Origin of the sequence: Mycobacterium celatum (genome assembly GCF_002101595.1) — a bacterium.
GTDB lineage: Bacteria > Actinomycetota > Actinomycetes > Mycobacteriales > Mycobacteriaceae > Mycobacterium > Mycobacterium celatum.
In genome coordinates this window covers 20896-47466 of the sequence record NZ_LQOM01000031.1, presented here as the reverse complement: position 1 = coordinate 47466, position 26571 = coordinate 20896, and the positions used below count along the sequence as shown (strand labels likewise).

The window sequence follows — 26571 nt, the reverse complement described above, 5'->3', positions numbered from 1 at the left end:
AGCGAGGCGGCGTCTGATCTGTGCTGTTTTCGGGCCGGCGTACCGTCGATCCCGTGACTGCTGCCTACACCGTCGGTGACTACCTGCTGGACCGTCTCGCCGAACTCGGCGTCTCCGAAATCTTCGGTGTTCCCGGCGACTACAACCTGGAGTTCCTCGACCACATCGTCGCCCACCCGGACGTCCGGTGGGTGGGCAACGCGAACGAGCTCAACGCCGGCTACGCCGCCGACGGTTACGGGCGACTGCGCGGAATGTCCGCTGTGGTAACGACATTCGGTGTCGGCGAGCTTTCGGCGGCCAACGCCATCGCGGGCAGCTATGCCGAGCATGTACCGGTGGTGCACATCGTCGGCGGGCCGTCCAAAGACGCGCAGGGCAGCCGCCGGGCGCTGCATCATTCGCTGGGCGACGGCGATTTCGAGCACTTCCTGCGGATGAGCCGGGAAATCACCTGCGCCCAGGCAGATCTCAGGCCGGCGACGGCGACCCGGGAGATCGACCGTGTGCTATGCGAGGTGCGGGAGCAGAAGCGGCCCGGCTACCTGCTGCTGCCCACCGACGTGGCGCGCTTCGAAGTCGAGCGGCCCACCGCGCCGCTGCCGCGCTATGCCGGGGGCACAAGCCCGCGTGCGCTCGCTCATTTCACCGAGGCCGCAACCGAACTCATCGCCGACCACCAGCTGACGGTGCTCGCCGACTTCCTCGTGCACCGACTGCACGCGGTTTCGCACCTCGAGGCGCTGCTGGCTGCCGACGTGGTGCCGCATGCCACGTTGATGTGGGGCAAGAGCCTGGTCGACGAGAGCTCACCCAATTTCCTGGGCCTCTACGCCGGGGCGGCCAGCGACGAACCGGTTCGCCGCGCGATCGAAGAGGCGCCGGTGTTACTGACCGCCGGGGTGGTGTTCACCGACATGGTCAGCGGCTTTTTCAGCCAGCGCATCGATCCCGCGCGCACCATCGACATCGGGGTGCAGCAGAGCACGGTCGGCACCCAAGTGTTCGCACCGCTGGAGATGGAGGCGGCACTGGATGCCGTGACCACAATCCTCGCCCGGCGCGGCATCACGTCACCGCCGGTGCCCTCGACGGGCGACGGTGTGCCGCTGCAGCTTCCGCCGCCCGAGACACCACTCACCCAGAAAGCGTTGTGGGACAGGTTCTGTCAAGCTCTCACGCCCGGCAACGTGGTACTGGCCGATCAGGGCACCTCGTTCTACGGCATGGCGGGCCATCGGCTTCCCCGTGGCGTGACCTTCATCGGCCAACCGCTGTGGGGCTCTATCGGATACACGTTGCCGGCCACACTCGGCGCGGGGCTGGCGCATCGCGACCGCCGGCCGGTGCTGCTGATCGGCGACGGCGCCGCGCAGCTGACCGTGCAGGAACTGGGCACCTTCTCCCGCGAAGGACTCTCACCGGTCATCGTCGTGGTCAACAACGACGGCTACACCGTCGAGCGGATGATCCACGGAAAGACGGCCCCCTACAACGACATTGTGCGCTGGGACTGGGCCGAGATTCCCCACGCGCTGGGCGTGACCAACCATCTGACGTTCCGCGCGCGGACCTATGGCGAACTCGACGCGGCGCTCACCGCCGCCGCCGAGCATCAAGACCGGATGGTGCTCATCGAGGCTGTCGTGCCGCGCCTCGACGTCCCCGACCTGCTGGCCGAACTGGCCAAACCGACGTCACCGGACGGGAGTGCGCGCCGCTAGCGGCGATCGCAAGAGCGGCGAAGGGCGCTGGGGGCACCTCCCGCTCGCGGGGGACGTGTCGCGCTGTCAACTGATCCGTTCATCGAGCTGATGATCGCGCGCAGCGTGCGCCGGCAGCGGCCGCAGTCGGCGCCGGCGCCGCATGCCTCGGCGATCTGCTTGGTGGTCGACGCGCCTTGCGCCACAACCTCTGCCACCTTGTTGTTGGTGATCCCGTTGCAGAGGCAGACGAACATCACCGTCCCGCCTCGATACGCATGACGTCGACGAATCTGCCGACGAACAACGGTGGGTAGGCGCCCACTCCCGTCCCGCTCATCCACTCGGCCGCGGCGTCGGGCTGCTCGATCCAGCGCTGAGCCGTCGTCTCGTCGTCGAACTCCTGCAGGATCATCACTTCCTGCCCGTCGTCGAAAGCTTGGAAAAGCCAAGTCTTTCGGATGCCCGCGGCGCTGAACCGGCCCCAGGCGGCCCGGACCCCGGCTGTCAGCGTGGCCACGTTGTCGACCGGTGCGACCGCGGCCAGCACGATTCCGGGCGCATGCGGCTCGGAAGCCCGAGACGAATCGAACCGTTCGACGATTTCACCGGCGAACACTGCAGGGATGTCGTCGACACCCACCGCGTCGAACCAGTCGAAGAACACCCGTGACCGCAGCAACTCGACGATCGGTTCCCGGCTACGCACGCCGATCGTCACCAGGACACGGCCGTAGTCCCGCGTCGACTTGTACAGCAGCACGTGATGCGCGCCGATGTCGGCGAGGGCCGACTTGCGCCGCTGCAGCAGCGGCCATACCCGGTCCGGGTCCGGAACCCGGTAATCCGACGCGAGCACCATCGAATGCGAGTTGAAGTCCGCCACACTCACCGGAGTTGATCCTTCATCACCTTGCCGGTGGCGTTGAGCGGCAGCTCGTCGAGAAACTCGATCGATCGCGGCGCTTTGAATCCGGCCATCCGCTCGCGACACCACGCGATCAAATCCTCTTCGGACACCGGGGTTTTCGGCACGACGAAGGCCTTGCCCACCTGGCCGAGTCGCTGGTCGGGAACGCCGATCACCGCGGCCTGGGCAACCGCAGGGTGTTCCAGCAAAAAGCCCTCGATCTCGGCCGGGTAGGCGTTGAACCCGCCGACGATGAACATGTCCTTTTTGCGCCCGTCGATCCGTAGCCGCCCCGCCGCATCCAGCGTACCCAGATCGCCGGTGTGCAACCAGCCTTCGGCGTCGATTGCTTGCGCCGTTGCGGCGGGGTCGTCGAAATAGCCCTGCATGACCCCGTATCCGCGAACGAGGACCTCACCGTCGTCCGCGATGTGGACCTCGACGCCGTCGCAGGGCAGACCTGCGGTAGTGGCCACGTCTTCGAAGGAGTCGCCGGGCCGGGACAGCGTGACGTTACCGGCCTCGGTGAGCCCGTAACCGGTCATCAACGTCTGGAACGGCAGTTCGTCATGGATGCGGCGGACCAGCTCCACCGGAATGTCGGCGGCGCCGGTCACGGCTGCGCGCAACGTCGACAGCTTGTCCTTGTCGCGCACAGTCAGCAGCGAGTGGTACAGCGTCGGCGGGCCGGGCAGCATCGTGATGCGTTCGCGCTCAATGAGGTTCACTACGGTGTCGATGTCGAAAACCGCGACCGGCAGCATCGTCGCGCCGCGCAGGAACGACGTGATCAGTCCTGCTTTCAAGCCGAACGTGTGGAAGTACGGGTTGATCTGCAAATAGCGGTCGCCTTCGCGCAGATCCGCCAGCGTGGCCCATTCGTCGTACATCCGCAGCGTCTGTTGATGATTCATCATCGCGCCCTTCGGGCGACCGGTGGTGCCCGAGGTGAAGATGATGTCGGCGACGTCGGTGCCCTCCACCGCCCGCTCGAAGGGTGCACCGCTGGCCAGGAAGTCGGATTTCAGATCGATGACCGGGATGCCCGCGGGCGCGGTGTAGTCCTGGGCCAAAAATCCCTTCTGCACCAGGACGGCTTTGGCTCGGCTGCGGCTGATGATGTCGCCGCCTTCGTCGATCTTGAACCGAGTGTTGACCGGGACCAGCACGCCACCCGCCGTCAGCAAGCCGAACGCCGCGATGATCCACTCCGCCGAGTTGGGCGCCCAAACGGCGACCCGATCACCTTTTTCGATTCCAAAGTCGGCGAAAGCACCTGCAGCACAGCGGATTCGGTCGACTGCCTCGGCGAAGGTCAAGCGCAGCGGACCGTCGACAATCGCTTCCGCGTCGCCAAAGCGGTCCGCCGCGCTCAAGACCATCTCGGGGATGGTCTGCCAAGAACGCGCTCGCGTCACACCGTGACGAGTCGACCGAGGTTGCCGCCCATGATCTTTGCCTGATCCTCGAGGGGCAGGTGCGACAGCGCGTTGACGTAGTAGGTGGGCTCCGCCAGCCCTTCGGGGTGCGGCCAGTCCGAGCCGTACAAGACCTGATCCACACCGACGAGGCTGACCAGATCGTCGATGCCGTCCTCGAAGAACGGGCTGACGTGGATGCGGCTCTTGACCATCTCGACCGGGTCGCTCGGGAAAGCCTCCGGCGCCTTGCGGAACACCTCGGCCAGGCCGTCCAGCAGCGGGGTCATCCACTTCGAGCCGGCCTCGACGATTGCGACCTTCAGCTTGGGATGGCGGTATAGCGCACCATGGATCACCCACGACGCCACCGAGTCCTGGATCGGCCGCCACTCGTTGAGAATGCTCATCGCGTTGGTCTGGAACGGCAGCATCTCCTGGTCGGCGCCGTCCCACTCGGAGGTGTAGCGGGAATAGCCGCTGTCGGACGAGTGCATCCCGACCAGGACGTCGTGCTCGACGACCCGCTCCCAGAACGGGTCGAACTCGGGCAGCGCGAACGACCGGGGGCCACGGAAGCCGGGAACCGGCGCCGGACGGACCAGGATCGCGCGGGCACCGCGCTTGACCACCCACTCCAGCTCCTCAATCGCCTTCTCCACGATCGGCAGGGTGATGACCGGGGTGGTGAAGATCCGGTTCTGGTAGTTGAAGCCCCAGACCTCGTCGAGCCACTGGTTCAGCGCGTGGATCAGGACGTGGATGGCGACCGGGTCGTCGCGCAGCCGCTCCTCGATCAGGCTGGCCAGCGTCGGGAACATCAGCGTGCGGTCCAGACCCAGCTCGTTCATCTTCTCCAGGCGGGGGCCGGGCTCGAAGAAGGCCGGGATCGCGCGCATGGGCTCGCCGAACAACTCGCGCTTGCTCTTGCCGTCGGGGTTGCCGTACTTGAAGTACTCCTCCCATGCGCCCGGCCGGGCGACGACCTCGAACGTCGGGTTGGGAATATAGTTGCTGATCACGCCGCGCAGCGCGATCTTGGTGCGCCCGTTGATCTGCACGTACTGGACGAAGTCCTTGTACTCCTTGGGCAAAAACTTGGTCAGCGCCTCCGGCGGCTCGTAGAGATGGTTATCCGCGTCAAAAATCGGAAACGGGACGTCTTCCCGATGCGACAACTGCCCCATGAAATCCTCCTTCGCAGTTTGTGAGAATACTATTCTCACGCCCAGCCTATCGCAATGCCCGGTTGTCGCGGCCAGCCTGGGATCGACGCCCTGTCAGCGCCACGGCGATGCTATTCTCCGCTGAGGAGAATGCCAATATCGCGTGATGGAGTGCCGCAATGGTGGACTTGGAGTTCGACCAGGGTCTTGCTCTGCTCACCATCGACCGCCCGCACGCGCGCAACGCCATCGCCCTCGACACCATGGACCAGCTGGAGAAGGCGCTCGATGCGGCCGAGGGGGCCAGCGCGCTGGCCATCACCGGCGCGGGTGATCGCGCATTCGTATCCGGCGGAGACCTCAAAGAGCTCAGTGCGATCAGGACCGAGGACGACGCGGCGGCGATGGCGTGGCGGATGCGCACCATCTGCGATCGGCTGGCCGGTTTTCCTGCGCCGGTGATCGCCGCGCTCAACGGTCACGCGCTCGGCGGCGGTGCCGAGGTGGCCGTCGCCGCCGATATCCGGCTGGCCGCGGACGACATCAAGATCGGCTTCAACCAGGTGACGCTGGAGATCATGCCGGCCTGGGGCGGCGCGGAGCGGCTGGCCGGACTGGTCGGCAAGAGCCGGGCGTTGCTGCTAGCCGGGACCGGGACCGTGCTCGACGCCGCCGAGGCCGAACGCATCGGATTGGTCGATCGGGTGTTGCCGCGGTCCAGCTTCGACGATGATTGGCGGATGATCGCACGCGCGTTGGCCAGCCGCCCGGCCGGCGAGATCAAACGTGTGGTGGGCGGCGTTTCCGCCGATGAAGCGGTGCAGGCTTTCGCGCGGCTGTGGGTCGACGACGCCCACTGGCAGGCCGCCGATCGAGTGATGAACCGCGGCAACAACTCTCGGGCCGGAGGTGCGACGTGAAAACGATCGGTACGACGCTCACGCTCCTGTTGGCAGCGACCAGCCTCGCCGCGACGGCCCGCGCGGACGATCCGCCCATGCATCGTGTCAAGTACAGCGTGACGGCTGCCAACCCAATCCGCGCAGACATCTACTATCTGGACAACGAGCCGCCGCACTTCGCGGCCTGGAGCCACAACCCGTACGAGTGGTCTCCGAACATCCAAGCCGATGTCGGTCCGGGTAAGCCATGGGTATTCGAACTCATGTTGGCCAACCCCGACCAGTATGCGTGGGTTTCTGCCAGCAGCGGTTTATCGAGTGCCAAACCACAGTTTCATTGCGATCTCACGGTGGACGGCATAGTAGTCGCATCCAAGGACGGCCCCAAGGGCGTGCTCTGCTCGATACGTCACTGGTGAGCGGTCTGCGGCTCGCCCTCCAGACGGCGCAGATAGCGTTCGACGAACGCCACCGTTTCGGCATGGCCCGCCGACATGCCCAGCGCCTGTTCCATCACCAGCACCCGCGACACGCTGGTGATCAGCACCGACCACACCAGCGGCGGAACCTCGGCGGGGTCCATCCCGTAGCGCTCCAGCACCGTCGACACCGCCTTGGTCTGCTCCTCACGGAAACGCTCGGCGTAGTAAGCGATTTCGGCTTTGAGCGCCTTGCGGTGATTGGCCAGCGCGACATACTCCATCGTCAGCGCGGTGGCCGCGGGATCGATGCTGAACCGCCACAACGCCCACAGTGGTTGCGGCGACGCCAAAGCGTGGGCGTGCGCCTCGAGGCCTTCTTCGGCGCGACGACGGAAGGCCGCGAGAAACAGATCGTCCATGGTGCGGAAGTAGTAGTGCACGAGCTGCGGCTTGAGCGCGGCCTTCTGGGCGACGCGGCGGGAAGTGACTGCGGCATAACCCTCGTCGAGCATCAACTGCTCGGCCGCGTCGAGCAGCACGGAACGATTCTTCGCGTCCGGCGCCCCGATTCTGCGCGCCGTTGTCATGCGATGCTCCGAACCTCCCACTGTGCCGACCACGCCGATCGTAGCGTCGGCGACGCTCTCGACCTTGACCCCGACATTAGCCTCATGCTAAGCAAGTGCTCAGCACTTTGGTCGATTTCCCGGTGACGCCAGCTCACGTCGCCGTCAATCCAATCTCAGCTTCGGGAGGCACGCAGTACATGACCACTTTCGAATCGGTCGACTTTTTCACCGACGCCTCCCTGGTCCCCGACCCGTATGCCTACTTCGACTACCTGCGCAGCCAAAACCCCGTGCTGCGGCTGCCGCACTACAACGTCGTCGCGGTCACCGGCTGGGAAGAGGCAAACGCGGTCTACAAGGACCCCGACACGTTCTCCAACTGCGTCGCGCTCGGCGGGCCGTTCCCGCCGTTGCCGTTTGAGCCCGAGGGTGACGACCTGTCCGCCCAGATCGACGCGCACCGCGAGCAGTTCCCGATGTTCGAGCACATGGTCACGATGGACCCGCCCGACCACACCCGCGCGCGCTCGCTGCTGAGCCGGCTGCTGACCCCGAGCCGGCTCAAGGAGAACGAGGACTTCATGTGGAGCCTCGCCGACCGCCAGCTCGAGGAGTTCCTCGACAACGGCGAGTGTGAATTCATCGCCGAGTATTCGAAACCGTTCGCCACCTTGGTGATTGCCGATCTGCTCGGTGTACCGGAGGAAGACCACAAGCAGTTCCGCACCGTGCTGGGAGCCGATCGTCCGGAAACGCGGGTGGGCTCGCTCGACCACGGGTCGGTAGGGGTCAACCCACTGGAGTGGCTCGACGACAAGTTCTGCGCCTACATCGAGGACCGGCGCAGCCAACCCCGCGACGACGTGCTGACCGCGTTGGCGACCGCGAAGTATCCCGACGGCTCCACACCCGAAGTCATCGAGGTGGTCCGGTCGGCGACCTTCCTGTTCGCCGCCGGTCAGGAAACCACCGCCAAACTGCTCTCCGCGGCCCTGCAGGTGCTCGGCGACCGGCCCGACATCCAGCAGAGGCTGCGGAGCGACCGCAGCCTGATTCCGGCGTTCATCGAAGAATCGTTGCGGATGGAGAGCCCGGTCAAGAGCGACTCGCGGCTGGCCCGCAAACCGGCCACCATCGGCGGGGTCGACATTCCCGTCGGCACCGTCGTGATGGTGCTGCCGGGTGCGGTCAACCGTGATCCGCGCCGGTTCGACAACCCGCACGAGTTTCAGCTCGACCGCAAGAATGTCCGCGAGCACATGGCATTTGCCCGCGGGGTGCACTCCTGTCCCGGCGCACCGCTGGCCCGGGTGGAGGGTCGCGTCTCGATCGAGCGCATTCTCGACCGCATGTCGGACATTCGCATCAATGAGGCCAAACACGGACCGGCCGGCGAGCGGCGCTACACCTACGAGCCGACCTACATCCTGCGCGGACTTTCCGAACTGCACCTCACATTTACCATGGCGGGGTGAGCGCCGCAGATAAGACGATTGTCATCACCGGCGCCAGCGACGGGATTGGCGCGGCGGCTGCCCGCCGGTTGTCCCGCAACGGGGCCCAAGTCGTCGTGGTCGGACGCTCGGAAAGCAAAACCCGCGCGGTGGCAACGGAATTGGACGTCGACTGTTTCGTGGCCGACTTCACCGATCTGTCGCAGGTGCGGTCGTTGGCGCAGCAGTTGCGCTCGCACTATCCCCGAATTGACGTGCTGGCCAACAACGCCGGAGCCATGACCAGCACTCTGCAGATGACCGGCGACGGGTATGAGCTGGCCTACCAGGTCAACTATTTGGCGCCGTTTCTGCTCACCACGCTGCTGTTGGACGTGCTGGTCGATTCGCGGGCGTGTGTCCTCAACACGTCCAGTGCTTCGCACAAACTGCTCCGCAAGGTCAGCGCCGAGGACCTGGAGAACACCCATCGGGTGCGGCCCAGCAAGGCCTACGCACTCACCAAGCTCGGAATCGTCTTGTTTGCCAAGGAATTACACCGACGCTACCATGACGCGGGGCTTTCGGTGGCGGCGTTCGACCCCGGCTACGTCGACACGAACTTCGGTCCCGCCTCTGGGTCGCGGTTCATTGCCATCATGCGACGAACACCGGTGCGGCATCTGACGGCCAGCGCAGACGAGGGGGCCGACCCGCTGGTGTGGCTCGCGTCGGGCAAGCCCGGAAGCGACTGGAAATCCGGCGAATACTACGTGCGCCAGCGGATCGCCAAAGCGAATCGCCGCGCCGACGACCCGGACCTTGCCCGCGAGTTGTGGGAGCGCAGCCTCGCCGTCGTCAGCCGCTGGCGCTGAGGTCTTCGGCGATACCACATACACGCGCAAGCTTCCGATCAACGGTGAGCAGAGAAACGCGAAGCTGAGTGGCCAACTCGACGTAAAGCGCATCGAGAAGCCGGATGTCGGCACGTCGTGCCCATGCACCGAGGACGAGGGTATCGAGTCCGTGTCGTTGCACGGGGAACTGCGTAAGTCGGGTGAGTCCGGCCTCAACCTCGGTGGCATCGATGGTCCCTGAGCGGTTGAGCCGCCCCAAAGCCGATAAGACTTCTGCGTCGAGGTGCGCCGGCGCATGGATCCTGGTATCGCGTAGACGTTCCTGCACAGCCTGGCCATAGGTGAAATCTCCGAGCAGTTCGACGACGGCGGAGGCGTCGATCACGACATGCTCAGCTGTGCTCACGATGACCGGCCGAATTCGTCGCGCACTTCGTCCAGCGCTTTGATGGCCTCCTCGTGTGATCTCCGCCCGTGTAACGGCGGAAGGGCTTCGAGCCATGTGTTTGTCGCTCTGCGGTCAAGCTCGTCGGCGAGCGCGGCTTGTACCACCGCAGACACGTTCACGTCGGCCGAGCGCACTCGGTCCGCCAGCTCGTCGGGCACATACACGTTGATCCGCGTCATACACACACTATACACACATACTCAGGTGGGCGACGAGATGTGCGTCGCTTCCGAGCGGCCCCGCAACACTGTGGAACCGCGTGATTCCCAGTGCTGGCGCTCGGCGGCATCGGCACGCTCGATGGCCGCATCCGAGCACAGCACCCGTCGTTCCGAGGTTTTGGCGAGATCGGCCAGCCGGGCGGCCTCGTTGACGGCATCACCAATCACGGTGTATTCGTAGCGGTTTTCGGCGCCGATGTTCCCGGCGAACACCGGACCGGCCGATACGCCGATACCGAAGTCGACCACGGGCAGCTGCCTCAGTCGGATCGCCAACGCTCGCGCGGTCGCCAATGCTGCGGAGGCGGCTCCGCTGGTGCGCAGCGGTGCCCCGAACACCGCCAGCGCGGCGTCGCCCTGGAACTTGTTGATCAGGCCCTGGTTTTCGTCGACGGCGACGACCACGATCCGGAAGAAGTCGTTGAGCACCTCGGCGACCTCGCGCGGCGGGCGGCTGGCCGCCAACTGCGTCGAGCCCACCAGGTCGACGAACAGGATGGCCGCTTCCCCGACGTCTCCGGACATCGATGCCCCCTGCTGCAGGGCGCGACGCGCGACGTCTACCCCGACGTGACGGCCGAACAGGTCACGGAGCCGGTCACGTTCCGCTAGGCCGGCGACCATGCGGTTGAATCCGGTTTGCAGACGACCGATTTCGGAACGCTCATAAACGTCGACGAATGTGGCGATCCGGCCGTGCTCGATTTCTCCCATCGCGTCGATCACGTCGCGTACCGGATCCGAGATCGACCGCGACACCAGGATCATCCCCCGCAGGCCCAGCATCACCGCGACAAGCGACAGCACCAGCACGGCGAGCTCCACCGAAGCGGACTTCGGAAGGATCCACCCGTTCGAGTGAAGAAAGACCAGGGCGGCAATGGCTGCGCTGGGAAGCGCGCTGGACAGCAGCCACATGCCGATCAGCCGGGCCAGCACACCGGGGGCCACCACAAAACCCTCGAAACCCGGTGTCGCCGCGGCGATGATCGGGCGCAGCGTTCGTTGAGTGAGCAGAACGGCGGTACCTGTCGCGGCGGCTCCGCCGAAGACGACGGCCAACCCGGTCGCCACTGCAACGGTGAGGCCGCCATCGAGGTCGAGCAGGACGAAGAGCCCGCCGCTGGCAACCCATGTCGTCGCCAGCACGATCGACTGATTGCGCATGAGTTTCATTGCGGCAGCACGCTGTTTTGTATCGGGTTCATTCCCGGCGAGAAACCAGCGCAGTGACGGAGCGACCACCATGACACCGGCGACGAACACCACAACGGTTCCGAGGAACACGACTGCTAGCGAGGTGAGCACATATTTCCCGCTCGAATGGGCCCGGGCCCCGGGGCCGTGGCCGCTGAGCACGACGACGATGACGAGGACCTCGGCGACGCTGAGCAGATGCGCGAACGCCAAGCCGGCCGCGTACCGAATCGACGGCCTAACGACGGTGCCGTGTGGCGCTTCAGCCAGCCTGCTCACAGGATGACGGTAGCGGGACGCGCGTCGTCATGCACGGCGATCTCCGGAGGGTCGGTTCTGAACCGCAGCCGACCAAACCTCAGGTGGGATCACACGATGCGGTGTAAAAACAGAGAGACGAGGAAAGGCGCCAACGATGAAGCGACGATTAATCGCTGCGGTCGCGGTAGCGCTATCAGCTGTGCCCGCCGTCGCCGTACCCGCTGTGGCCGATACCAATTCCGACCCTCACATGCCTGACGTGAAAATCGGCTATTGTCCTGGGGGCAACGGAACGAAACCCATCGCCGCGCCCTATAGCGCGGCTGCCTACTACTGCGATGGCGTTCCATACGCAGACGGTTCGCACTGGCGCTACGTCCAGTTTCCCGTACCGACTTCCATGATCTTCAACCCGGAGCAGGTATCTTTCTACGGACTCCACTGCGTAACAGGTGACGAACTGGTGAGCTCGTCGATGGCGCCGCCGGGAGGCTGCGACGGCGCGGTCTGACCCGGCGCACGAACGGCGGACAGTTTCGTGAAGCGCGGGCAACTACTATGTGTCGCCGCGCACCCAGACCGTTCGACCGTTCTGCGCCATACAAGTCAGGAATAGTCCGTCCGGCGCCTGCGCGACCATGTTCAGATAGGGCGTGCAGTCCGCACCTAATTCTTTGATCCCGACCAAACTTGGTGACCGGAACCATCGCGGCGCGTACCTCCTCGGCGAACCGCAGAACACGATCCTGTTTGGCCCGTCCGAGCCGCCCGGGGCGAAGGCCGTCACGCCGAACACATAGTAGGTCGTGTTCTCACAGAGTGCACCGAGGACCACACCCGGCTGGATGCCCGGAACACAGCTGGGGTCGTCGCAACTGGTGGTGGGCTCGGCCGCCGCCGGCACTGCTGCCAGTCCACCAGCGACCACCAGCGCAGCCACAGCCGCCACGATCGATCGCATCCTGCTAGTCTCGCACGGGTGAAAGCCGAATTCTCGGTTTTCGAGAGGATTATTCCACGCCATGCTAGCCTCCGTCGTGTGCCGTTCCGGCCGATACCGTCGAGGATCGAGCGGCGTACCCAACCAGGGCCGCTGGCCGCCGGTTCCGGAATATCATTTTCGCTGGCTCGCAGTGCACGATCCATCTAAACAAGGAGTTCTGGATGACTTCCCCCGAGCGGCCCGCCTCGGCGCTCGATGCCAACCAGGGTGACGAGGCGCCAGAAGCCAGCCTCCTTGATTTGGCAGAGGCGGCCGAGGCAGAGGCCGCAGCCGCTGAGGCGGAAGCACGAGCTGCGGCGGCCCGCGCGCGCGCGATACGGCTGCGCCGGGAAGCCGGCGCAACGCTATCTGATCATTCCGAAGGTGCGGGCACGGCAGATTCGGCCGATGATGGTGCGGCCCTCGACCAGTCCGCGGAAGGCGCTCCTCGCTCTCGGCGCCTGCGTCGCCCAGGTAGGAAAGCCATCGCCGTCGGCGCGGGGATCGTGTTTATCTGTGCCTCACTCGCAGCGAGCGGTTATATGGTCCGGCAGGACCATATTGCTTCGCAGCAAAGACAACGCGCCGCAGAGTACGCGGCGGCAGCCCGCCAGGGCATCGACGCCTTGATGTCCCTGGATTTCAGTAAAGCCCAAGAGAACATGCAGCGCATCGCTGACAACTCGACAGGGAACTTCAAGAACAGTTTCCCCGTGATCGCTGACAAGCTGACCAAGGGCTTGGAGCAATCCAAGGTGACTACCACGGTCACCGTGCACGATGTGGCCGTCGAATCGATGACCGATAATTCGGCGATCGTCCTTGTCGCAGCCACGACGGAGGCCAAGGCACCCGACGGTCCGCCACAACCGCGTTCCTGGCAGATCGCGCTGGGCCTTCGCAGGGACGGCGGAAAACCCAAGATGGCGAATATCGAGTTCGTGCAATGACAGTCGATCAAGACCCCCAAGTCGAAGACGCTGACAACGTGGATACCGGCGAAAACGAGACGGCCGTGAAGCCCCCGGACGAGCACCCGCCACGGAGACGGCTGAGGCGCCTGCGACAACTAATCGATTTCAGTTGGCGCGGGATACGCCGATTGCTTGCGCGTTGGCGTGTCATCGTGCTGACGGTGGGAGTCGTTGCAGCGGTAGGACTTGCCGGCGGGTTGTACTTCTTTCAGTACCGCCCCATTCACCAGACTGACCAGTCCACGGCACAAGCAGCGATCAAGGCCGCGTCCGACGGTACGGTTGCGGTCCTGTCATACGCGCCGGAGACGGTCGACAACGATTTGGCGGTCGCGAAGTCACATCTGACCGGAAACTTTTTGAAGTACTTCAACGATTTTGGCCGATATTTCGTGAGCCCGGCCGTCCGGCAACAGGGCGTGAAGGCGTCCGCTACCGTCCTGCGCGCCGCTGTGGTGGAAATGCACCCGGATTCGGCCGTGGTGCTGCTGTTCGTCCACCAGACCAGCACCAGCAAGGAAAAACCGGAGCCGGTCTTGGCCACGAACAGCGTGCGGGTGACGTTGACAAAGGTCAACGGGTCCTGGCTGATATCGAAATTCGAGCCCGAATAGAGCGCGGCACATGATGTGAGGAGCGACCAATGCGGTTAGTTCACGCGATGGCAAGCGCAACACTGACAGCAGGCACAATGATCCTGGGGTTCGACGCCTCGGCTTGGGCAACAACGGATACGGATGCCCTCGCCCTCAACGGAAGATATCAGGCTACGTCCGACGGTCAATGGGCAACGACGAACGACCAGTTTCACAATGAAGCGACCGTCACGTCCATTTGGACCATCACCTCCAGTTGCACCAATCCCATGGAGTGCACGGGCCAAGTCACCAGCGACCAAGGATGGACCGCGCCGCTGCAGCTGGTCGGCGGGAATATGTGGCGCGTTGTCCACGATGTCCCAAACTGGGAGCAATGCGGAGACGACATGCCGGCCGCGACGGGGCACCAGGTTTTCAGGTTCTCCGCGGACGAGAAGCTGGCCGGCGATGACCACACCGTCGGTCCCAGCGGCGCGTGCGGCGCCAACAGATGGCTCGTCATCGACATGCCGTTCAAATTGGTCAAGATCGGCTGAGCCACTATCAACCGGCACAGGTGTGAATGGCGACGCCTACGTTTGGGTGAGTAGCAGGTCTTTCCACGTCTTGGCTTTGTGGTCCGACGGGGTCACCAGGTCTGACTGCCGGTAAAGGTGCCCGTCGGTTCCAACGTACGACCCGGTGCGCGGATTGTACGAAGCGATGGCTACCGACGGGCCGTTCCCAGATCCTTTGGCGCCGAACGAACTCGGGGCGGCTGACGGCATTCCACCGGGTGCCGGCGCAGGGCGCGCCGGCACTGGCGCAGCAGAATCAGCAGTATCCAACGGCGCGAGTGGCCCCAGTGGGGATGGACTCTCGGGATTAACCTGCGGTCCCGGCGGCGGGCTCGCAGGATTACCTTGCGGCCCCGATGGACTCGCGGGGTTAGCGGGTGGCGCCAGCCAGGGCGGACCTGCGGCGTACGTCGCCGGTCCCGGCGGCGGGGCACCGGCCGCGTTGCCGGGCGGTAACGGTCCCAGCGGCGGGCGCGCGGGGAGCGCCGGTGGTGGCGGTAGCGCCGTGGGCGGCGGTAGCGGCGTTCCCTCCGGTGGACCGTATTCAAAATCGTGGAAGTTAATCCGATCATCCGGTGGTATGCCCTGCGACACCAGATTCGGATCCAGCGGGTAGGGCCCGGCCATGTGCTGTCGCATGGCCAGCGGTTCGTATGGCTTGTCGCTGTTGCAGATTTCGACGGTCGGTGCGCGCTTTCCGGGATGCCCCATGCACGGATAGTTGCGTGCGCCGCGAACCGCCAGCGGCGAATCCTGCGGCAGTTTGCAGTACAACCCGTCCGGGGTATCGACCGTGGTGGTGTCGGCTGGTGATCGCCACTGGGAGGGCGGCAAGAAGCCGACCGTGCACGCCGGCGGATCAGCGACCGACACGTGGAAACCACCTACCGGTAGGCCGGTGTAGTTGTTGATCGGCTGAGCCGCCTGAAGCCCTGCGATAGCCGGCGGCAGCAGCACCAGTAATTGCTCTAGTGAGGGATGATAGGTCACGCCGATTTGGCCGATCGTGGTCAAATTCGCGAGCAACACCGGCAACGTGGGCTTGACCTGCTCGAGCAGGCGGGCGGCCTCGTCGGCCGTCCCAGGCCCGTTCTGCAACAACGTCCGGACCTGGGCATCGTCGGTCGCTACCTGCTCGCTTACTCCGGCGAGACTACGTGCCCACTGCCTGATCGAGTCGGCGGTCTGGGCTTGCGAGTCCAGCAGCGGCACAGTGTCTTCCGTTAGTGTCCGGGTGCGGTCGGACACAGCGTTGGCGTCGGCCGCCACCCTGGCCGACGAGTCGAACAGCGAGCCCAGGTCGTAGGCGGATCCGTTGAATCCCTTGAACGATTCATCGAGCAAGGTGCTGAGTCGATCCTTGGGAATGCTGTCGATCAGCTTGGTGGTCTGGTCCAGCATCGGTCCAACCGGTTGCGGGATCGCCGTCTTCCCAGCGGGTATCACAGAACCGTCACGCAGATAGGGTGGCGAGTCGGTATGCGGCCGCAAATCGACGTACTGCTCCCCCACAGCGGAGATGCTGCGTACCTCCGCGCTCAGGTCGGCCGGAATCTTGGGCGAAGTGCCAAGTGACAGCGTCGCTTTCGCGCCGTTGGGTGTCAGCCCGACCGCTGTAACCTTACCTACCTGGACACCGCGGTAGGTCACGTTGGAGAAACGGTACAGTCCCCCCGCGGCGGGCAACTCCAACGTGACCGTGATCCGGCCGATACCCAACAGGGTAGGTACTTGCATGTAGGAGAAGATCATCAAGACCACGCCGATGATCGAGACGACCACAAAGATGGTCAGCTGAACCCGAACAAACCGCGTCAACATCAGCGGCCCCCAGTCATGGCGGGGGGATTCGGGCCGCAGGGGTCCGGCGGCGGTGGCGTACGCGGTAATCCGGTGACACCGTCACCATTGGGAAACTTCGTGTAGAACGCGTCGTATCCCGGATCTCCGGGCGCTGGCACCCAGGAGAGATCCTTCTGTTGCCAATGTGTCCCTATGAATGTCTGTTGCTTCAGCCGGGAACGAGTCATGTCGATGATGACGAAGACATTGAAGTAGTCGCCCCGCACACCCCGGTCGATGAGATTTTGGCCGTACGGGAAGGCCGATCCTGCGAAGGCAATGTTCTTCGCAAGGTCGGGACCAACCTCGGCGAGCGAACAAAATGTCGGCGCAAGGTTTTGCAGGTTCTTCACCAAGTCGGTTTGTGTGTCGTTGACGAGCCTTGTCGCGGTGTCGCTGAAAACCCCGAGCTTTTCAAGTGCGGTGGTTATCTGTGGCCGTTCCTTCAGCAGAACATCGAGCGAGGGCGAAATCTCTCGTAGCGCACGGGCGATGACGTCACGTTGACCGGCGAAGGTACCGGCGACACGGTTCAAGGCCTGAATTGACGCGACGACGTTGTCGCGCTGGTCGTCGAACGTTCCGACGAAATCGTCCAGCCGGGTCAGCAGATCCCGGACCTCGCCTTCACGCCCCGACAGCGCGCCACTGAAGTTGTGAATGACGTCGCCAATCTGTCCCAACCCTCCCGAGTTGACGATCACCGACAAAGACGCCAGGGTCTGCTCGGTCGACGGATACGACGACGACTTGCTCAGCGGGATCGTGGCGCCCGGTTTGAGTCTTCCGGTCGGTGGCTGGCCGAGCGGGGGATTGAGTTCCAAATGCATCGACCCCAGCAGGCTGGTCTGCCCGACTTTGGCCACCGCGTTGGCGGGGACGACGACATCGGGCCTCACCCCGACCTCGACGTCGGCGTGCCAACCCTGCACTGTCATTTTGGCCACGCTGCCGACCACGACATCGTCGATCATGACGGGCGAATTCGATTCCATGGTGCCAACATTGGGGATCTCGACATGGAACAGTTGGGCCGCGGGTCCTCGTCCCACGGCGCCCGGAAGCGGCAGCGAGTTCAGGCCCTGGAATGCGCACCCTGTCGCGGTCAGCACCACACACGATCCGATAACCAGCAGTCGGCGCGCAGTACCGAAGACCGTCATGACCCTGGCCTTTCCGCGGGGAGCAGCATGTCGGGCACGGTCGGAGGTGCAGCCGCAGGCGGCTCCGCAGGAGGCGGCGGCCCGGGCGCGACCGGCTGGGCCGCGGGAGCGGCAGGGGAAGCCGGCCCGCCGACCACCGGAGCCGGCCCCCCAGCAGGCGGCTCGGGCGGCAGCGAAACGGCGCGCGGAGGCGGGGGTGGCGGCGGCGCCCAGAAGGCACCCGGACCCCAATTCGGAATGTTGTCACCGGGCAGCCCGGTGTATGCCGAGCCGGTGGGCGGAATTTCGGGTGGCGTGGGGGTCGTGCCGTTCAGGCCGCCCTCGCAGGCCTCCATGTGGGGATGACACGGTATCAGGGCCGGGTCGGTGTAGATGACGTCTTCCGGGTCCGCCGCTTTCGCGATCCACGGGTTAGTCGGAATGGGAAGATAGTTGATGAAGTTCAGCAGCCGTAGGCCTGGGCCCAGATATTCGGAACATAGCTTCCCGGATTCCGACGCCGTGATGTTTTCGATGGCCTCCAGAGACGTGCAAATCGAGAACGTCGTGTTCGAGAACTGGTTGACCACGAAAACGCCATAGTTCAGTCCGGTAGCGGGGCTGTAAATGTTGTAGAAGTTGGCGAACGCGTTCGGCGCGACGTGCAGGATGTTTTCGACATCCGTTCGGTGCTCGACAAGGTTTTGGGTGACGTCGACCAACCGCGCGATCTGCTCGCTCGTTTTGTCGCGGGTCCCTGCGACGAAGCGCTGCACCTCGCCCACCGCCACCGACAGATCTTTCAGGGCCGCATCCAGATCGGACCGGCTTTCGTTGAGCACGCTGGTCAACGTGGCGAACCGGTCTTGGAACTGAACGATCTGGGTATTGCTGTCGCGCAGCGCCGTGACGAATGTTTGCAAGTTCTTGATGATGTCGACGATGTTGCCGCTCCCGTTGGCAAGGATTCGTCCGACACCGGACAGTTGCGCGAGTGTCTGCCGCAGCTTGTCTCCGTTGCCCTCCAGTGAGTTGGCGGCGCTGTCGATAAACCGAGCCACCGACGGCGTGGAGACCTTACTGTTGGGCCCCAAATCTGTTGCCAGCAGTGTCAGTTGGGTTTTCACCTCATCCCACTCGACCGGTACAGCTGTCCGATCTGCTGGTATCACCGCTCCGTCGGGCATCGTCGGGCCATTCGTCCGGTAAGCCGGTGCAAGCTCGACATACCGCGCTGCGACCAGATTCTGGGCCACAATCACCGCCTTGGCATCGGCTGGAATGGGCACATCACGGTCCACGTGGAGCGTCATTTTGGCTTGAGTGCCCACCGGCTGGATGGAGGCGATATTGCCCACCTTGACACCCGAGACCCGCACCTCATCGCCCGGGTAGATCGCAGTAGCGGTGGTGAAAAAGGCGGTAATCGTCTTTGGCCGGAAGAACGTGTGGCGGACCACCAAACCCGCGCCGATAACGATCAGCGCTGCCAGCGCAATCGCCAACCCGGCTGCCAGCCTGTTGCGCGGAATCATCCTCCTCCGATCCTTCCGCCCAGTGTGCAGCCGTCGCACGGCGGAATACCGGCGTACGGCCAGGGAAGCAGCGCCCGTGGCATGGGTGACGGGTAACCAGGGCCTCGACCGGGTGCCGTGTCAAAGGTGCGGAAGCCCCACAGGTAGTCGATAAATGGTTGAAGGAGCTGCAGTACCAACATGTTTGGGACGAACGCCTGATAGTAGAAGCCGCTCGACACTGCCTCGCCAAGAGTGATCTGGTATTTCGCCAACCCGGGCAGCGCTTTGGCGATGTTGTCCCGATTCTTCTCCAAGACCCCTAGTACCGAATTCAGCCTGTCCAACGTCGGCGCCAACTTCGCTTCGTTGTCGTGCACCAGGCCGGTCAGTTGCTTGGCGACAACGGAAGTGTTCGCCAGCAAATCGACGATCGCCTGACGTCGCCGTACCAGCACGCCAACCAGATCGTTGGCGTTGAGGATGAGCGTGTTGACCTGTTGGCTGCGCTCCGAGAGGATTCCGGTGACATCACTGGCGCTCTTGAGCAGTTCGCTGAGATTCTCGTTGCGGCTGTTGATGGTCTGTGACAACCGGGTCAGCCCGTCGAACGTCGGTCCCAATTGTGGTGCGATCTGGTCGATCGTTTTCGACAGGGTGTCCAACGATTGGTTGAGCATGGCGGTGTCGGTCCCGGCTGCGTTGGTGGTCAGTTCGCTCACCGCGTCGGTCAGTGAATATGGCGAGGATGTACGCGTCGTCGGGATGACGTCCATGGGATGCAAGCGACCGCTGCCGGCCGACTCCAGCGTCAGCACCCGCTCGCCGAGGAGTGTGCCGGTTCGGATGTGCGCGGTGGTCTCCGAACCCAGCAGAATATTTCCGTTGAGGCTGAAGGTCACCAGGGCATCCCCGTGGTGCAGCGACACATCCGATACCGAACCGACCTTGATACCCGATACCATCACGCCGTTGCCCACGGCCAGACCGCCCGCTTCGGAAAACAATGCCTGGTAGCGCACGGCGCTCGCCAACGACAACAGCCGCTCCGGCTGCAGGCCCACGGCGATGACGAGTATCACCAGGACGACCCCGATGAAACCCGCCTTTATCAGGTGGGAACCGCGGTATTTAAGCATCGGGTTCTGCGCACCTCCCGCCTTCTTGCTTGATCCACGGCGCAACCACGGTGCGGTTCTGCATGTCGGTGACCCGCCAGCTCAGCGCGCAGAGGTACCAGTTGATGGTGCTCATGTATGAGCCGGCCCTGATCAGTTTCCGGTAGTTTTGCGGCGCCTTGATCAAACCGGCGTCGATCTGGTCCTTGTGGTCATCGAGCAAGGGCGCCAATCGGTTCAACTGATTTATGTCGTCGCGTAACGGCGGGCGTGCGTTGGTCAGCAAGTCCGCCAGGGACGCTGTTCCCTTGTCCAGAGAGTCAATTGCGGTGCCGATCGGATCTCGGTCTGCCGCAAGTTCGCCGACGAGCCGTTGGAGACGGTCGATTGTGCCGGAGAACTTGCCGCCTTCCTTGTCGATCGTGGCTAGCGTGATGTTGAGATTGTCGATCACTTGCTGGACCACTTGTCTGTTGTCCGCCAACGCGTTCGTGAAAGAAGACGTTCTGGACAATAGCGACTCCAAGGTCCCACCCTGGCCTTGAAAGACCTGAATGAGCGATGACGTGAGCGCATTCACGTCTTGCGCGTTCAAACCGCGGATCACCGGCTTCAGTCCGCCCAGCAGCAGATCGAGGTCGAGCGCCGGCGCGGTGCGGTCGACCGGAATCTGCGTCCCTGCCGGCAATCGCTTCGTCGAGCCCGGACCATCGAGTAGCTCCAGATACCGATCGCCCACCAGGTTGAGATACCGAACCGCCGCCTTGGTGCCGTCAGTGAGCACCACTGTGCGGTCGGCGTCGAATTTCACCAGGACTTTTTTGTCCGGCCGTAGCGAGACGCTATTGACTGTGCCGACTCGGATACCGGCGACGCGCACTGAGTCTCCGGACTTCAGGCGTGACACGTCATTGAAGACGGCCGAATACCCGGACGTCGAACCAGTTCGGTACTGGCCGAAGATGAAGAACAGGAAGGTGGTCAGCACCCCCATGATGATCGCGAAGATGCCGAACTTGATGATCATTGCTCGCGTTGAGGCGCTCATCCGGGCTGGCCGATCTGTGCGGTATTGCGAGGCGGTCCGTCAAGCGGCCCGAACAGCCACTCTTTGATGAGGTCCGAGTTCCACAACAGGAATTGGTTTCCGTACTTGAACGGGTTGGAGCCGGTGTCGGCAACGATTGATGGAGCCTTCCCCTCGAAGGGCATCTCCGGAAGATCAGTGCATTGCGGGCCGCCCTTGGCCGCCACCCGTGGCAGGTCGCCCGGATACCGGTAACGCTCCGCACCGAATTCGAAGCCGATCAACAGCGTGATGCCCGGATCTTTGAACGGCGGATTCTTCCACCAGTACGAGAGACCCTTGATCCCGCACCACAGTCCTTCGTGATACTGGTTGAGGACATCTGTCGTCGGCAACAGCAGGTGCACGACGTCGGTCAGCCGCTGGCGGTTGTCGCCCAACACCTGATTGCCGATGTCGGCCAACCCAATCGAGCTGACCAGTAGTGAATCCAGATTGTTTTGCTCGTCGACGATGGTTCGGCTGATCCGGGTGGCGCTGTCCGCGGTCTTGATCAGGTTTGGCGCCGCATCAGCATAGGCGTTGAGTACCTCTGGTGCGACCGCAAGGTCATGGGTTAATGCGGGGCGACTCGAATCCAGCGTGGCGAGAAACGCGTCCAAATCACTCAGCGTCTGGCCGATTTTCGTGCCTCGCCCGTTGAACGCCGAAGCCAACGCGCCCAGGGTCTCGTTGAGCTTTTCCGGTTCGATCTTCGACAGCAGCGCTGTCAATTGCTCGAATACCGTGTTGACTTCGACCATCACGTGTTTGCCTTCCAGCGTCTGCCCCGGGCGTAGCCGCTGGGCCGATGGCTCGGCGGGTGCAACCAGGTCGACGAACTTGGCGCCAAACACCGTTGAGGATGTGATGTCGACAAGGACGTTGGCAGGAATGAGACGCAATTGGCCAGGATCCAACGCCAGGTGAAGAGCGGCCTGGCCGTTGGGCAGCGATTCGATCCAGTCGACCTTGCCCACCTGCACACCGCGCATCTTGACTTTCGCATCGGGATTCATGACCAGACCGGCGCGTTGCGAGATCACCGTCACCGGAACGGTTTCGGTGAAACTGCCCTGGAACAAACCCACGGCCAGAGCGAAGATCGCGACGACAACCGCAATGGTCGCCAGGCCCGCCAGCGGACGCGCGTATGACTGCGCGCCGAAGTGGCGCCCTGGCGAGGCAGCCACGGGCGTTGCGGCGCTCGCGGTTTCAGACCGGTGAATCGGGCCGGGCCCGAGGTTGCGCGTCACGTCCCCTCCCCTAGCCAGATAGATTGAAGTTGCCGTTGGAGCCGTAAATGGACAGCGAGACCAGCAGGGTCACCGACACAACGACGATCAGCGACGTGCGGACCGCGTTGCCCACTGCCACGCCGACGCCCGAGGGTCCGCCAGAGGCGAAATAGCCGAAGTACGTATGGATCAACAAGATCGTCAATGCCATCAACACCGCCTGCAGGAATGACCACAGCAAGTCGATCGGGTTCAGGAACGTGTTGAAGTAGTGATTGTAGAGCCCAGCGGACTGCCCGAACAAGAACACCGTGGTGAATTGGCTTGCGACAAACGACAAGATGACCGCGATGGAATACAACGGGGTGATCGCGATCAACCCAGCCAAGATCCGGGTGCTTACCAAATAGGAAACCGGGCGGATCGCCATGGCTTCCAGTGCGTCGATTTCCTCGCTGATCCGCATCGCGCCCAGTTGCGCGGTGACGCCGGCGCCGAACGTGGCGGCCAAACCGATACCGGCAACCACCGGCGCAGAGATCCGGACGTTGATGAACGCCGCCAAGAACCCAGTCAACGCCTCGATCCCGATGTTGCCCAGCGAGCTGTAGCCCTGCACCGCCAGTGTGCCGCCGGCGGCCAGCGTCAAGAATCCGACGATCACCACCGTGCCGCCGATCATCGCCAACGTGCCGGCACCCATGCTGATTTCGGCGATGAGACGAATGACCTCCCGCCGGTAGTGCACAGCCGCGAAGGGCGCCCCGGCGAGCGCCTTGCCGTAAAACAGGGTGTGGTCTCCGATGCGCCCCAACGTGCCAACCGGCCGTTCCAATTGGCGGAACAGCCGCGGGTAGGCGGCTCGCAACGTCATGCCATCCCCCCGCTCACTTGGCCGTCATCTTGATGCCGATCGCGGTGACCACCACGTTGACCACGAACAGTGACATGAACGCATAGACCACGGTTTCGTTGACCGCGTTGCCAACCGCCTTGGCGCCGCCACCGCTGATGATCAGGCCGCGATAGCAGGCGACCAATCCGGCGATCAGGCCGAAAAGCATTGCCTTGACACAGGAAATGATCACCTCGGGAACACCGGTGAGCAATGTGATGCCCGCGGCGAAAGCCCCGGGATTGACGTCCTGGACGAACACCGAGAACGTGTAGCCCCCCAGGATGCCGACTATGACCACCAGGCTGTTCAGCAGCAGCGCCACCAGCCCCGAGGCCAGCATGCGCGGGGTCACCAACCGCTGCACGGGGTTGATGCCCAATACCTCCATCGCGTCGATCTCCTCGCGGATAGTTCGCGAGCCCAAATCCGCACAGATCGCAGTGGCGCCGGCGCCGGCCACGATCAGCACCGTCACAATCGGGCCGACCTGAGTGACGGCGCCGAATGCGGCACCCGCGCCGGACAGGTCGGCGGCACCGAGTTCACGCAACAAGATGTTGAGGGTAAAGCTCACCAGCACGGTAAAGGGAATGGCCACCAACAGCGTTGGCGCCAATGAAACCCGGGCGATAAACCACGACTGCTCCAGGAACTCCTTCCAGAAGAACGGCCGGCGAAACGCGAATTTCACCGCGTCCGCCGACATCGCAAACAAACCGCCGACGGCCTGCATCGGCCCAGAGAAGTTGCGGGGCACCGAGATACCCGGCGACCACCGATCCATCGTCTCTCTAAATCCCATCGGTCCCCGGTCCTTCCAGAATCGTGACGGCCGAAACCGCTGTCGGACCACCGATGTTGTGCGCCAAGCCAATCCGCGCGCCGTCGACCTGGTTGACCGCCTCGCCGCGCAGCTGCTCGAACAGCTCAACGCACTGCGCCACCCCGGTGGCCCCGGGCGGGTGACCCTTCGACTTCAGGCCGCCGCTCGGGTTCACCGGCAACGCGCCGCCGACGCTGGTGACTTCCTCCTCGACGAGTTTGTGCGCGCCGAATCGTTCGGCGAATCCCAGGTCTTCGTAGCTGATCAGCTCGATCCCGGTGAAGTAGTCGTGGACTTCGGCGACATGCACATCCGACGGCGTCAAGCCCGCCATTGCGAACGCGCGTTTGGCGGCGCGAACACTGGCCGGGAAGGTCGTCATATCCGGCTTGTGCTGATGCATTACCGAATCCAACCCCAGGCCGACGCCCCGGATCCACACCGGCCGGTCGGTGAAGCGGTCGACCACGTCCTCGGCGGCGAGCACCAGCGCGGCCGCGCCGTCGCTCTGCGGCGCGCAATCGTAGAGGCCGAACGGGCTGACCACGGTCGGCGCGTTCAACGCCTGCTCAATAGTGATCTCAAAACGCAACCGCGCCTTGGGATTGTTGACCCCGTGACGGTGGTTCTTGACAGCCACCATCGCCATATGCTCTTTGGTGGCGGCCGACTCGTGCAGGTAACGCGCGACATGCAAAGCGAATCCGGCGGGCGCTACCAAGCCCAGCGGATAGTCCCACGCCATGTCGCGAGCCATCGCCTCCCACTCCCACAGCAGGTCCTTCGACGCGGTCTCGCGGAGCTTATCGGCGCCCATGACCAGTACGACGTCGAACGCACCAGATGCGACCCCGAAGAGCGCGTTGCGCACGGCGTCGTTGCCGGTGGCGCAGGAGTTCTCCACCCGGGTGACCGGAAGGTCGGGCAGCCCGAGGGTGTCGGCAAGAATACCGGACGGGAATCCGTCGGTGGTGCCCATTGCGCCGAACCAGGCGGCCTGCAGATCGCGCTTGGCCAGACCCTTGTCGACGCTGGCCGCGCAGTCCGCGAACGCCATCGGCAGCAGGTCTTTGATGCCCAGCGCGAAGTGCTCGGCGAACGGCGTCATGCCGGCGCCGACGATGGCCACTCGCCTCACGCCGCCGCCTCCTCGGGTTCGAAGGCATAACCGTAGTCGGGAACGCCCGACCGTACCGCAATGCGGCGCAGTACCAACCGGCCGCGGTCGCCGATCCGAACGGTGTCGGGTTCGGCGCCGGTCACCTTTACCAGCGCGCGCACGCTGCACTCGTCGAGCTCGACAATCACCAGCGCATACGGCGTCCGCAGACCGGGCACCGGCATGTGCACCGAGACGGCGGTGTACACCGTGCCGGTACGCGGCAGCGGCACCAGTTCGTAATCGGTTGCCAGCGCGCCGTCGTCGCCGACCCGGTAACGCGGCGGAAAGTCCAAGTCGTCGCTGTCGGCGTATTTGCCTGCCTCCCAGCGCACTTTGGCCTCGAATGCCCGCTCGTAGGCGGCCAGCGAAATCGCCAGATCGGTGCCGGCGATGAAGGTCGTCTCGGGCATCGCGCGGGCGGGCGGCTGATGGCGGTAGATGCGGGCCGCCCCGCCGACCACGGTGATCCCGGACAGGCTGGCCTGCTCGACGCCCACCAGCCGCCCAGTGATCTGCGACTGTGCCATGTCGGCAAGCGCGAACAGCCCCGAGCTTGCCCCGACCGTGGGTAGCCGCGGCTGCTGTCCGGCGGACAGCTCGAGCGCCTGCTCGTGCTCCACACCGGCGACCGCCAGCGGAGTGTCGACCCAGGCCGCCTCCAGCGAGGCCACCACCCCGCGTTGCTGCAGCAACCGCGGGTCGCCGTAATCGTGCACCACCCCAACAGCGTTGCGGGTCCGCACTGGCAGGCTGCGGGCAATGCGGGCGGCGGTTCGCACGTGCAAACCCTCTTCGGCCGTCAGCACCGCCGCCGCGCCGGCCGGATCGAGATCCATCCCGATGATCAGCGTGCGCGGCCGCGCGGAGCTCAACGCGTCCAGCGTCGCCGGCGCCCCGCCGAGCCGTTCGTCGACTTCCAGTTCGGGATCCAGGCCCAGCCCGGCCAGCAGCACCGCCGCGTTACTGCTTTCGGTCAGCGGCAGACATCGGCTGACCACGACGACCCGTTCCACCGCACCGCCACCGCTCAACGCTGCGCGGCCCGCCTCGACGGCCAGCGTGATGGCGTCCTCGTCGTCACCGGCCACCCGCCGGTGGGGCGCTCCCCAGCCCGGCAGGTAGGTACCAATCGCAGCGACGTGCGGCATC

28 protein-coding genes are annotated in these 26571 nt (G+C 64.3%); 9 read left to right on the top strand and 19 right to left on the bottom strand.

Features of this window, described 5'->3' with window-relative positions:
- The first annotated feature begins 23 nt into the window (after window positions 1-23).
- Window positions 24-1724: an alpha-keto acid decarboxylase family protein gene (locus tag AWB95_RS13600; protein WP_062538585.1), complete on the top strand. Its 1701-nt coding sequence runs from the start codon at window positions 24-26 to the stop codon at window positions 1722-1724.
- Here AWB95_RS13600 and AWB95_RS13595 read toward each other — a convergent pair.
- From AWB95_RS13595 to AWB95_RS13580, 4 genes are read right to left on the bottom strand one after another with little or no spacing between them, the layout of a single operon-like run.
- On the bottom strand, window positions 1721-1960 hold the full coding sequence (locus AWB95_RS13595) for a (2Fe-2S)-binding protein (protein ID WP_084706918.1): 240 nt from the start codon (window positions 1958-1960) through the stop codon (window positions 1721-1723). The genes AWB95_RS13600 and AWB95_RS13595 overlap by 4 nt on opposite strands.
- Window positions 1960-2565, bottom strand: a complete 606-nt coding sequence (locus AWB95_RS13590) for a fatty-acid--CoA ligase (protein WP_099539588.1) — start codon at window positions 2563-2565, stop codon at window positions 1960-1962. Before AWB95_RS13590 ends, AWB95_RS13595 begins: the two co-directional genes overlap by 1 nt.
- Window positions 2566-2591: 26 nt before the next feature.
- The gene (locus AWB95_RS13585) at window positions 2592-3995 is read right to left on the bottom strand and encodes a FadD3 family acyl-CoA ligase (RefSeq protein ID WP_062538574.1); all 1404 of its coding nucleotides are present in this window, start codon (window positions 3993-3995) and stop codon (window positions 2592-2594) included.
- A 32-nt stretch (window positions 3996-4027) separates the two neighbouring features.
- The gene (locus tag AWB95_RS13580; RefSeq protein WP_062538575.1) at window positions 4028-5218 is read right to left on the bottom strand and encodes an amidohydrolase family protein; all 1191 of its coding nucleotides are present in this window, start codon (window positions 5216-5218) and stop codon (window positions 4028-4030) included.
- A 158-nt stretch (window positions 5219-5376) separates the two neighbouring features.
- On the opposite strand from AWB95_RS13580, the gene AWB95_RS13575 reads away from it, so the two are divergent.
- Entirely contained in the window at window positions 5377-6117 is a 741-nt protein-coding gene (locus tag AWB95_RS13575) for an enoyl-CoA hydratase/isomerase family protein (protein ID WP_062538576.1), read from the top strand.
- A gap of 77 nt (window positions 6118-6194) precedes the next feature.
- The gene (locus tag AWB95_RS13570) at window positions 6195-6518 is read left to right on the top strand and encodes a hypothetical protein (protein WP_099539587.1); all 324 of its coding nucleotides are present in this window, start codon (window positions 6195-6197) and stop codon (window positions 6516-6518) included.
- Here AWB95_RS13570 and AWB95_RS13565 read toward each other — a convergent pair.
- Window positions 6509-7108 (bottom strand): TetR/AcrR family transcriptional regulator, encoded by a 600-nt coding sequence (locus AWB95_RS13565; protein ID WP_062538577.1) that lies wholly within the window; start codon window positions 7106-7108, stop codon window positions 6509-6511. The two genes, AWB95_RS13570 and AWB95_RS13565, sit on opposite strands and share 10 nt — an antisense overlap.
- Window positions 7109-7287: 179 nt before the next feature.
- Here AWB95_RS13565 and AWB95_RS13560 point away from each other — a divergent pair, with 179 nt between their 5' ends.
- Entirely contained in the window at window positions 7288-8565 is a 1278-nt protein-coding gene (locus tag AWB95_RS13560) for a cytochrome P450 (RefSeq protein WP_062538587.1), read from the top strand.
- Window positions 8562-9398 (top strand): SDR family NAD(P)-dependent oxidoreductase, encoded by an 837-nt coding sequence (locus AWB95_RS13555; protein WP_062538578.1) that lies wholly within the window; start codon window positions 8562-8564, stop codon window positions 9396-9398. The genes AWB95_RS13560 and AWB95_RS13555 overlap by 4 nt, the downstream gene beginning before the upstream one ends.
- On the opposite strand, the gene AWB95_RS13550 is transcribed toward AWB95_RS13555, so the two are convergent.
- From AWB95_RS13550 to AWB95_RS13540, 3 genes are read right to left on the bottom strand one after another with little or no spacing between them, the layout of a single operon-like run.
- Window positions 9382-9786 (bottom strand): type II toxin-antitoxin system VapC family toxin, encoded by a 405-nt coding sequence (locus AWB95_RS13550; RefSeq protein ID WP_232315491.1) that lies wholly within the window; start codon window positions 9784-9786, stop codon window positions 9382-9384. The genes AWB95_RS13555 and AWB95_RS13550 overlap by 17 nt on opposite strands.
- Window positions 9783-10007, bottom strand: coding sequence for a type II toxin-antitoxin system CcdA family antitoxin (locus AWB95_RS13545; RefSeq protein WP_062538579.1), 225 nt, complete (start codon window positions 10005-10007; stop codon window positions 9783-9785). The genes AWB95_RS13550 and AWB95_RS13545 overlap by 4 nt, the downstream gene beginning before the upstream one ends.
- 21 nt (window positions 10008-10028) lie before the next feature.
- Entirely contained in the window at window positions 10029-11459 is a 1431-nt protein-coding gene (locus tag AWB95_RS13540) for an adenylate/guanylate cyclase domain-containing protein (RefSeq protein ID WP_062538580.1), read from the bottom strand.
- A 202-nt stretch (window positions 11460-11661) separates the two neighbouring features.
- Between AWB95_RS13540 and AWB95_RS23010 the strand changes: the two genes are divergently transcribed.
- Entirely contained in the window at window positions 11662-12018 is a 357-nt protein-coding gene (locus tag AWB95_RS23010) for a hypothetical protein (protein WP_139818498.1), read from the top strand.
- A 45-nt stretch (window positions 12019-12063) separates the two neighbouring features.
- Here the strand turns inward: AWB95_RS23010 and AWB95_RS13535 are convergent, their stop codons facing one another.
- Window positions 12064-12468: a hypothetical protein gene (locus AWB95_RS13535; protein ID WP_062538581.1), complete on the bottom strand. Its 405-nt coding sequence runs from the start codon at window positions 12466-12468 to the stop codon at window positions 12064-12066.
- 203 nt (window positions 12469-12671) lie between these two features.
- Between AWB95_RS13535 and AWB95_RS13530 the strand changes: the two genes are divergently transcribed.
- From AWB95_RS13530 to AWB95_RS13520, 3 genes are read left to right on the top strand one after another with little or no spacing between them, the layout of a single operon-like run.
- Window positions 12672-13439: a hypothetical protein gene (locus AWB95_RS13530; protein ID WP_084706921.1), complete on the top strand. Its 768-nt coding sequence runs from the start codon at window positions 12672-12674 to the stop codon at window positions 13437-13439.
- Window positions 13440-13477: 38 nt separating this feature from the next.
- Entirely contained in the window at window positions 13478-14077 is a 600-nt protein-coding gene (locus AWB95_RS13525) for a twin-arginine translocation pathway signal (RefSeq protein WP_238600899.1), read from the top strand.
- Between the two features lie 29 nt (window positions 14078-14106).
- The gene (locus AWB95_RS13520) at window positions 14107-14598 is read left to right on the top strand and encodes an Rv2253/PknI dimerization domain-containing protein (protein ID WP_084706922.1); all 492 of its coding nucleotides are present in this window, start codon (window positions 14107-14109) and stop codon (window positions 14596-14598) included.
- A gap of 36 nt (window positions 14599-14634) precedes the next feature.
- Here the strand turns inward: AWB95_RS13520 and AWB95_RS13515 are convergent, their stop codons facing one another.
- From AWB95_RS13515 to AWB95_RS13470, 10 genes are read right to left on the bottom strand one after another with little or no spacing between them, the layout of a single operon-like run.
- Window positions 14635-16440, bottom strand: a complete 1806-nt coding sequence (locus AWB95_RS13515; protein WP_085168318.1) for an MCE family protein — start codon at window positions 16438-16440, stop codon at window positions 14635-14637.
- Window positions 16440-17624 (bottom strand): MCE family protein, encoded by a 1185-nt coding sequence (locus tag AWB95_RS13510; RefSeq protein WP_085168317.1) that lies wholly within the window; start codon window positions 17622-17624, stop codon window positions 16440-16442. Before AWB95_RS13510 ends, AWB95_RS13515 begins: the two co-directional genes overlap by 1 nt.
- A complete protein-coding gene (locus AWB95_RS13505) occupies window positions 17621-19138 on the bottom strand; it encodes an MCE family protein (RefSeq protein ID WP_085168316.1) in 1518 nt (505 codons plus the stop codon). The genes AWB95_RS13510 and AWB95_RS13505 overlap by 4 nt, the downstream gene beginning before the upstream one ends.
- Window positions 19135-20256, bottom strand: coding sequence for an MCE family protein (locus AWB95_RS13500; protein WP_062540324.1), 1122 nt, complete (start codon window positions 20254-20256; stop codon window positions 19135-19137). The genes AWB95_RS13505 and AWB95_RS13500 overlap by 4 nt, the downstream gene beginning before the upstream one ends.
- On the bottom strand, window positions 20249-21283 hold the full coding sequence (locus tag AWB95_RS13495) for an MCE family protein (RefSeq protein WP_062540325.1): 1035 nt from the start codon (window positions 21281-21283) through the stop codon (window positions 20249-20251). The genes AWB95_RS13500 and AWB95_RS13495 overlap by 8 nt, the downstream gene beginning before the upstream one ends.
- Window positions 21280-22557, bottom strand: coding sequence for an MCE family protein (locus AWB95_RS13490; protein WP_062540326.1), 1278 nt, complete (start codon window positions 22555-22557; stop codon window positions 21280-21282). Before AWB95_RS13490 ends, AWB95_RS13495 begins: the two co-directional genes overlap by 4 nt.
- A 10-nt stretch (window positions 22558-22567) precedes the next feature.
- Window positions 22568-23413, bottom strand: a complete 846-nt coding sequence (locus AWB95_RS13485; protein WP_062540327.1) for an MlaE family ABC transporter permease — start codon at window positions 23411-23413, stop codon at window positions 22568-22570.
- 13 nt (window positions 23414-23426) lie between these two features.
- The gene (locus tag AWB95_RS13480) at window positions 23427-24221 is read right to left on the bottom strand and encodes an MlaE family ABC transporter permease (protein WP_193830648.1); all 795 of its coding nucleotides are present in this window, start codon (window positions 24219-24221) and stop codon (window positions 23427-23429) included.
- A gap of 7 nt (window positions 24222-24228) precedes the next feature.
- Window positions 24229-25398: a thiolase C-terminal domain-containing protein gene (locus AWB95_RS13475; RefSeq protein ID WP_062540329.1), complete on the bottom strand. Its 1170-nt coding sequence runs from the start codon at window positions 25396-25398 to the stop codon at window positions 24229-24231.
- Window positions 25395-26570, bottom strand: coding sequence for an OB-fold domain-containing protein (locus tag AWB95_RS13470; RefSeq protein WP_062540330.1), 1176 nt, complete (start codon window positions 26568-26570; stop codon window positions 25395-25397). The genes AWB95_RS13475 and AWB95_RS13470 overlap by 4 nt, the downstream gene beginning before the upstream one ends.
- Window position 26571: the final 1 nt, after the last annotated feature.

Coding starts and splice junctions, on each gene's coding strand:
- AWB95_RS13595 (WP_084706918.1), bottom strand. CDS start 1,960: ATGTTCGTCTGCCTCTGCAACGGGATCACCAACAACAAGGTGGCAGAG.
- AWB95_RS13590 (WP_099539588.1), bottom strand. CDS start 2,565: ATGGTGCTCGCGTCGGATTACCGGGTTCCGGACCCGGACCGGGTATGG.
- AWB95_RS13585 (WP_062538574.1), bottom strand. CDS start 3,995: ATGGTCTTGAGCGCGGCGGACCGCTTTGGCGACGCGGAAGCGATTGTC.
- AWB95_RS13580 (WP_062538575.1), bottom strand. CDS start 5,218: ATGGGGCAGTTGTCGCATCGGGAAGACGTCCCGTTTCCGATTTTTGAC.
- AWB95_RS13575 (WP_062538576.1), top strand. CDS start 5,377: ATGGTGGACTTGGAGTTCGACCAGGGTCTTGCTCTGCTCACCATCGAC.
- AWB95_RS13570 (WP_099539587.1), top strand. CDS start 6,195: ATGCATCGTGTCAAGTACAGCGTGACGGCTGCCAACCCAATCCGCGCA.
- AWB95_RS13565 (WP_062538577.1), bottom strand. CDS start 7,108: ATGACAACGGCGCGCAGAATCGGGGCGCCGGACGCGAAGAATCGTTCC.
- AWB95_RS13560 (WP_062538587.1), top strand. CDS start 7,288: ATGACCACTTTCGAATCGGTCGACTTTTTCACCGACGCCTCCCTGGTC.
- AWB95_RS13545 (WP_062538579.1), bottom strand. CDS start 10,007: ATGACGCGGATCAACGTGTATGTGCCCGACGAGCTGGCGGACCGAGTG.
- AWB95_RS23010 (WP_139818498.1), top strand. CDS start 11,662: ATGAAGCGACGATTAATCGCTGCGGTCGCGGTAGCGCTATCAGCTGTG.
- AWB95_RS13535 (WP_062538581.1), bottom strand. CDS start 12,468: ATGCGATCGATCGTGGCGGCTGTGGCTGCGCTGGTGGTCGCTGGTGGA.
- AWB95_RS13530 (WP_084706921.1), top strand. CDS start 12,672: ATGACTTCCCCCGAGCGGCCCGCCTCGGCGCTCGATGCCAACCAGGGT.
- AWB95_RS13520 (WP_084706922.1), top strand. CDS start 14,107: ATGCGGTTAGTTCACGCGATGGCAAGCGCAACACTGACAGCAGGCACA.
- AWB95_RS13515 (WP_085168318.1), bottom strand. CDS start 16,440: ATGTTGACGCGGTTTGTTCGGGTTCAGCTGACCATCTTTGTGGTCGTC.
- AWB95_RS13510 (WP_085168317.1), bottom strand. CDS start 17,624: ATGACGGTCTTCGGTACTGCGCGCCGACTGCTGGTTATCGGATCGTGT.
- AWB95_RS13505 (WP_085168316.1), bottom strand. CDS start 19,138: ATGATTCCGCGCAACAGGCTGGCAGCCGGGTTGGCGATTGCGCTGGCA.
- AWB95_RS13500 (WP_062540324.1), bottom strand. CDS start 20,256: ATGCTTAAATACCGCGGTTCCCACCTGATAAAGGCGGGTTTCATCGGG.
- AWB95_RS13495 (WP_062540325.1), bottom strand. CDS start 21,283: ATGAGCGCCTCAACGCGAGCAATGATCATCAAGTTCGGCATCTTCGCG.
- AWB95_RS13485 (WP_062540327.1), bottom strand. CDS start 23,413: ATGACGTTGCGAGCCGCCTACCCGCGGCTGTTCCGCCAATTGGAACGG.
- AWB95_RS13480 (WP_193830648.1), bottom strand. CDS start 24,221: ATGGATCGGTGGTCGCCGGGTATCTCGGTGCCCCGCAACTTCTCTGGG.
- AWB95_RS13470 (WP_062540330.1), bottom strand. CDS start 26,570: ATGCCGCACGTCGCTGCGATTGGTACCTACCTGCCGGGCTGGGGAGCG.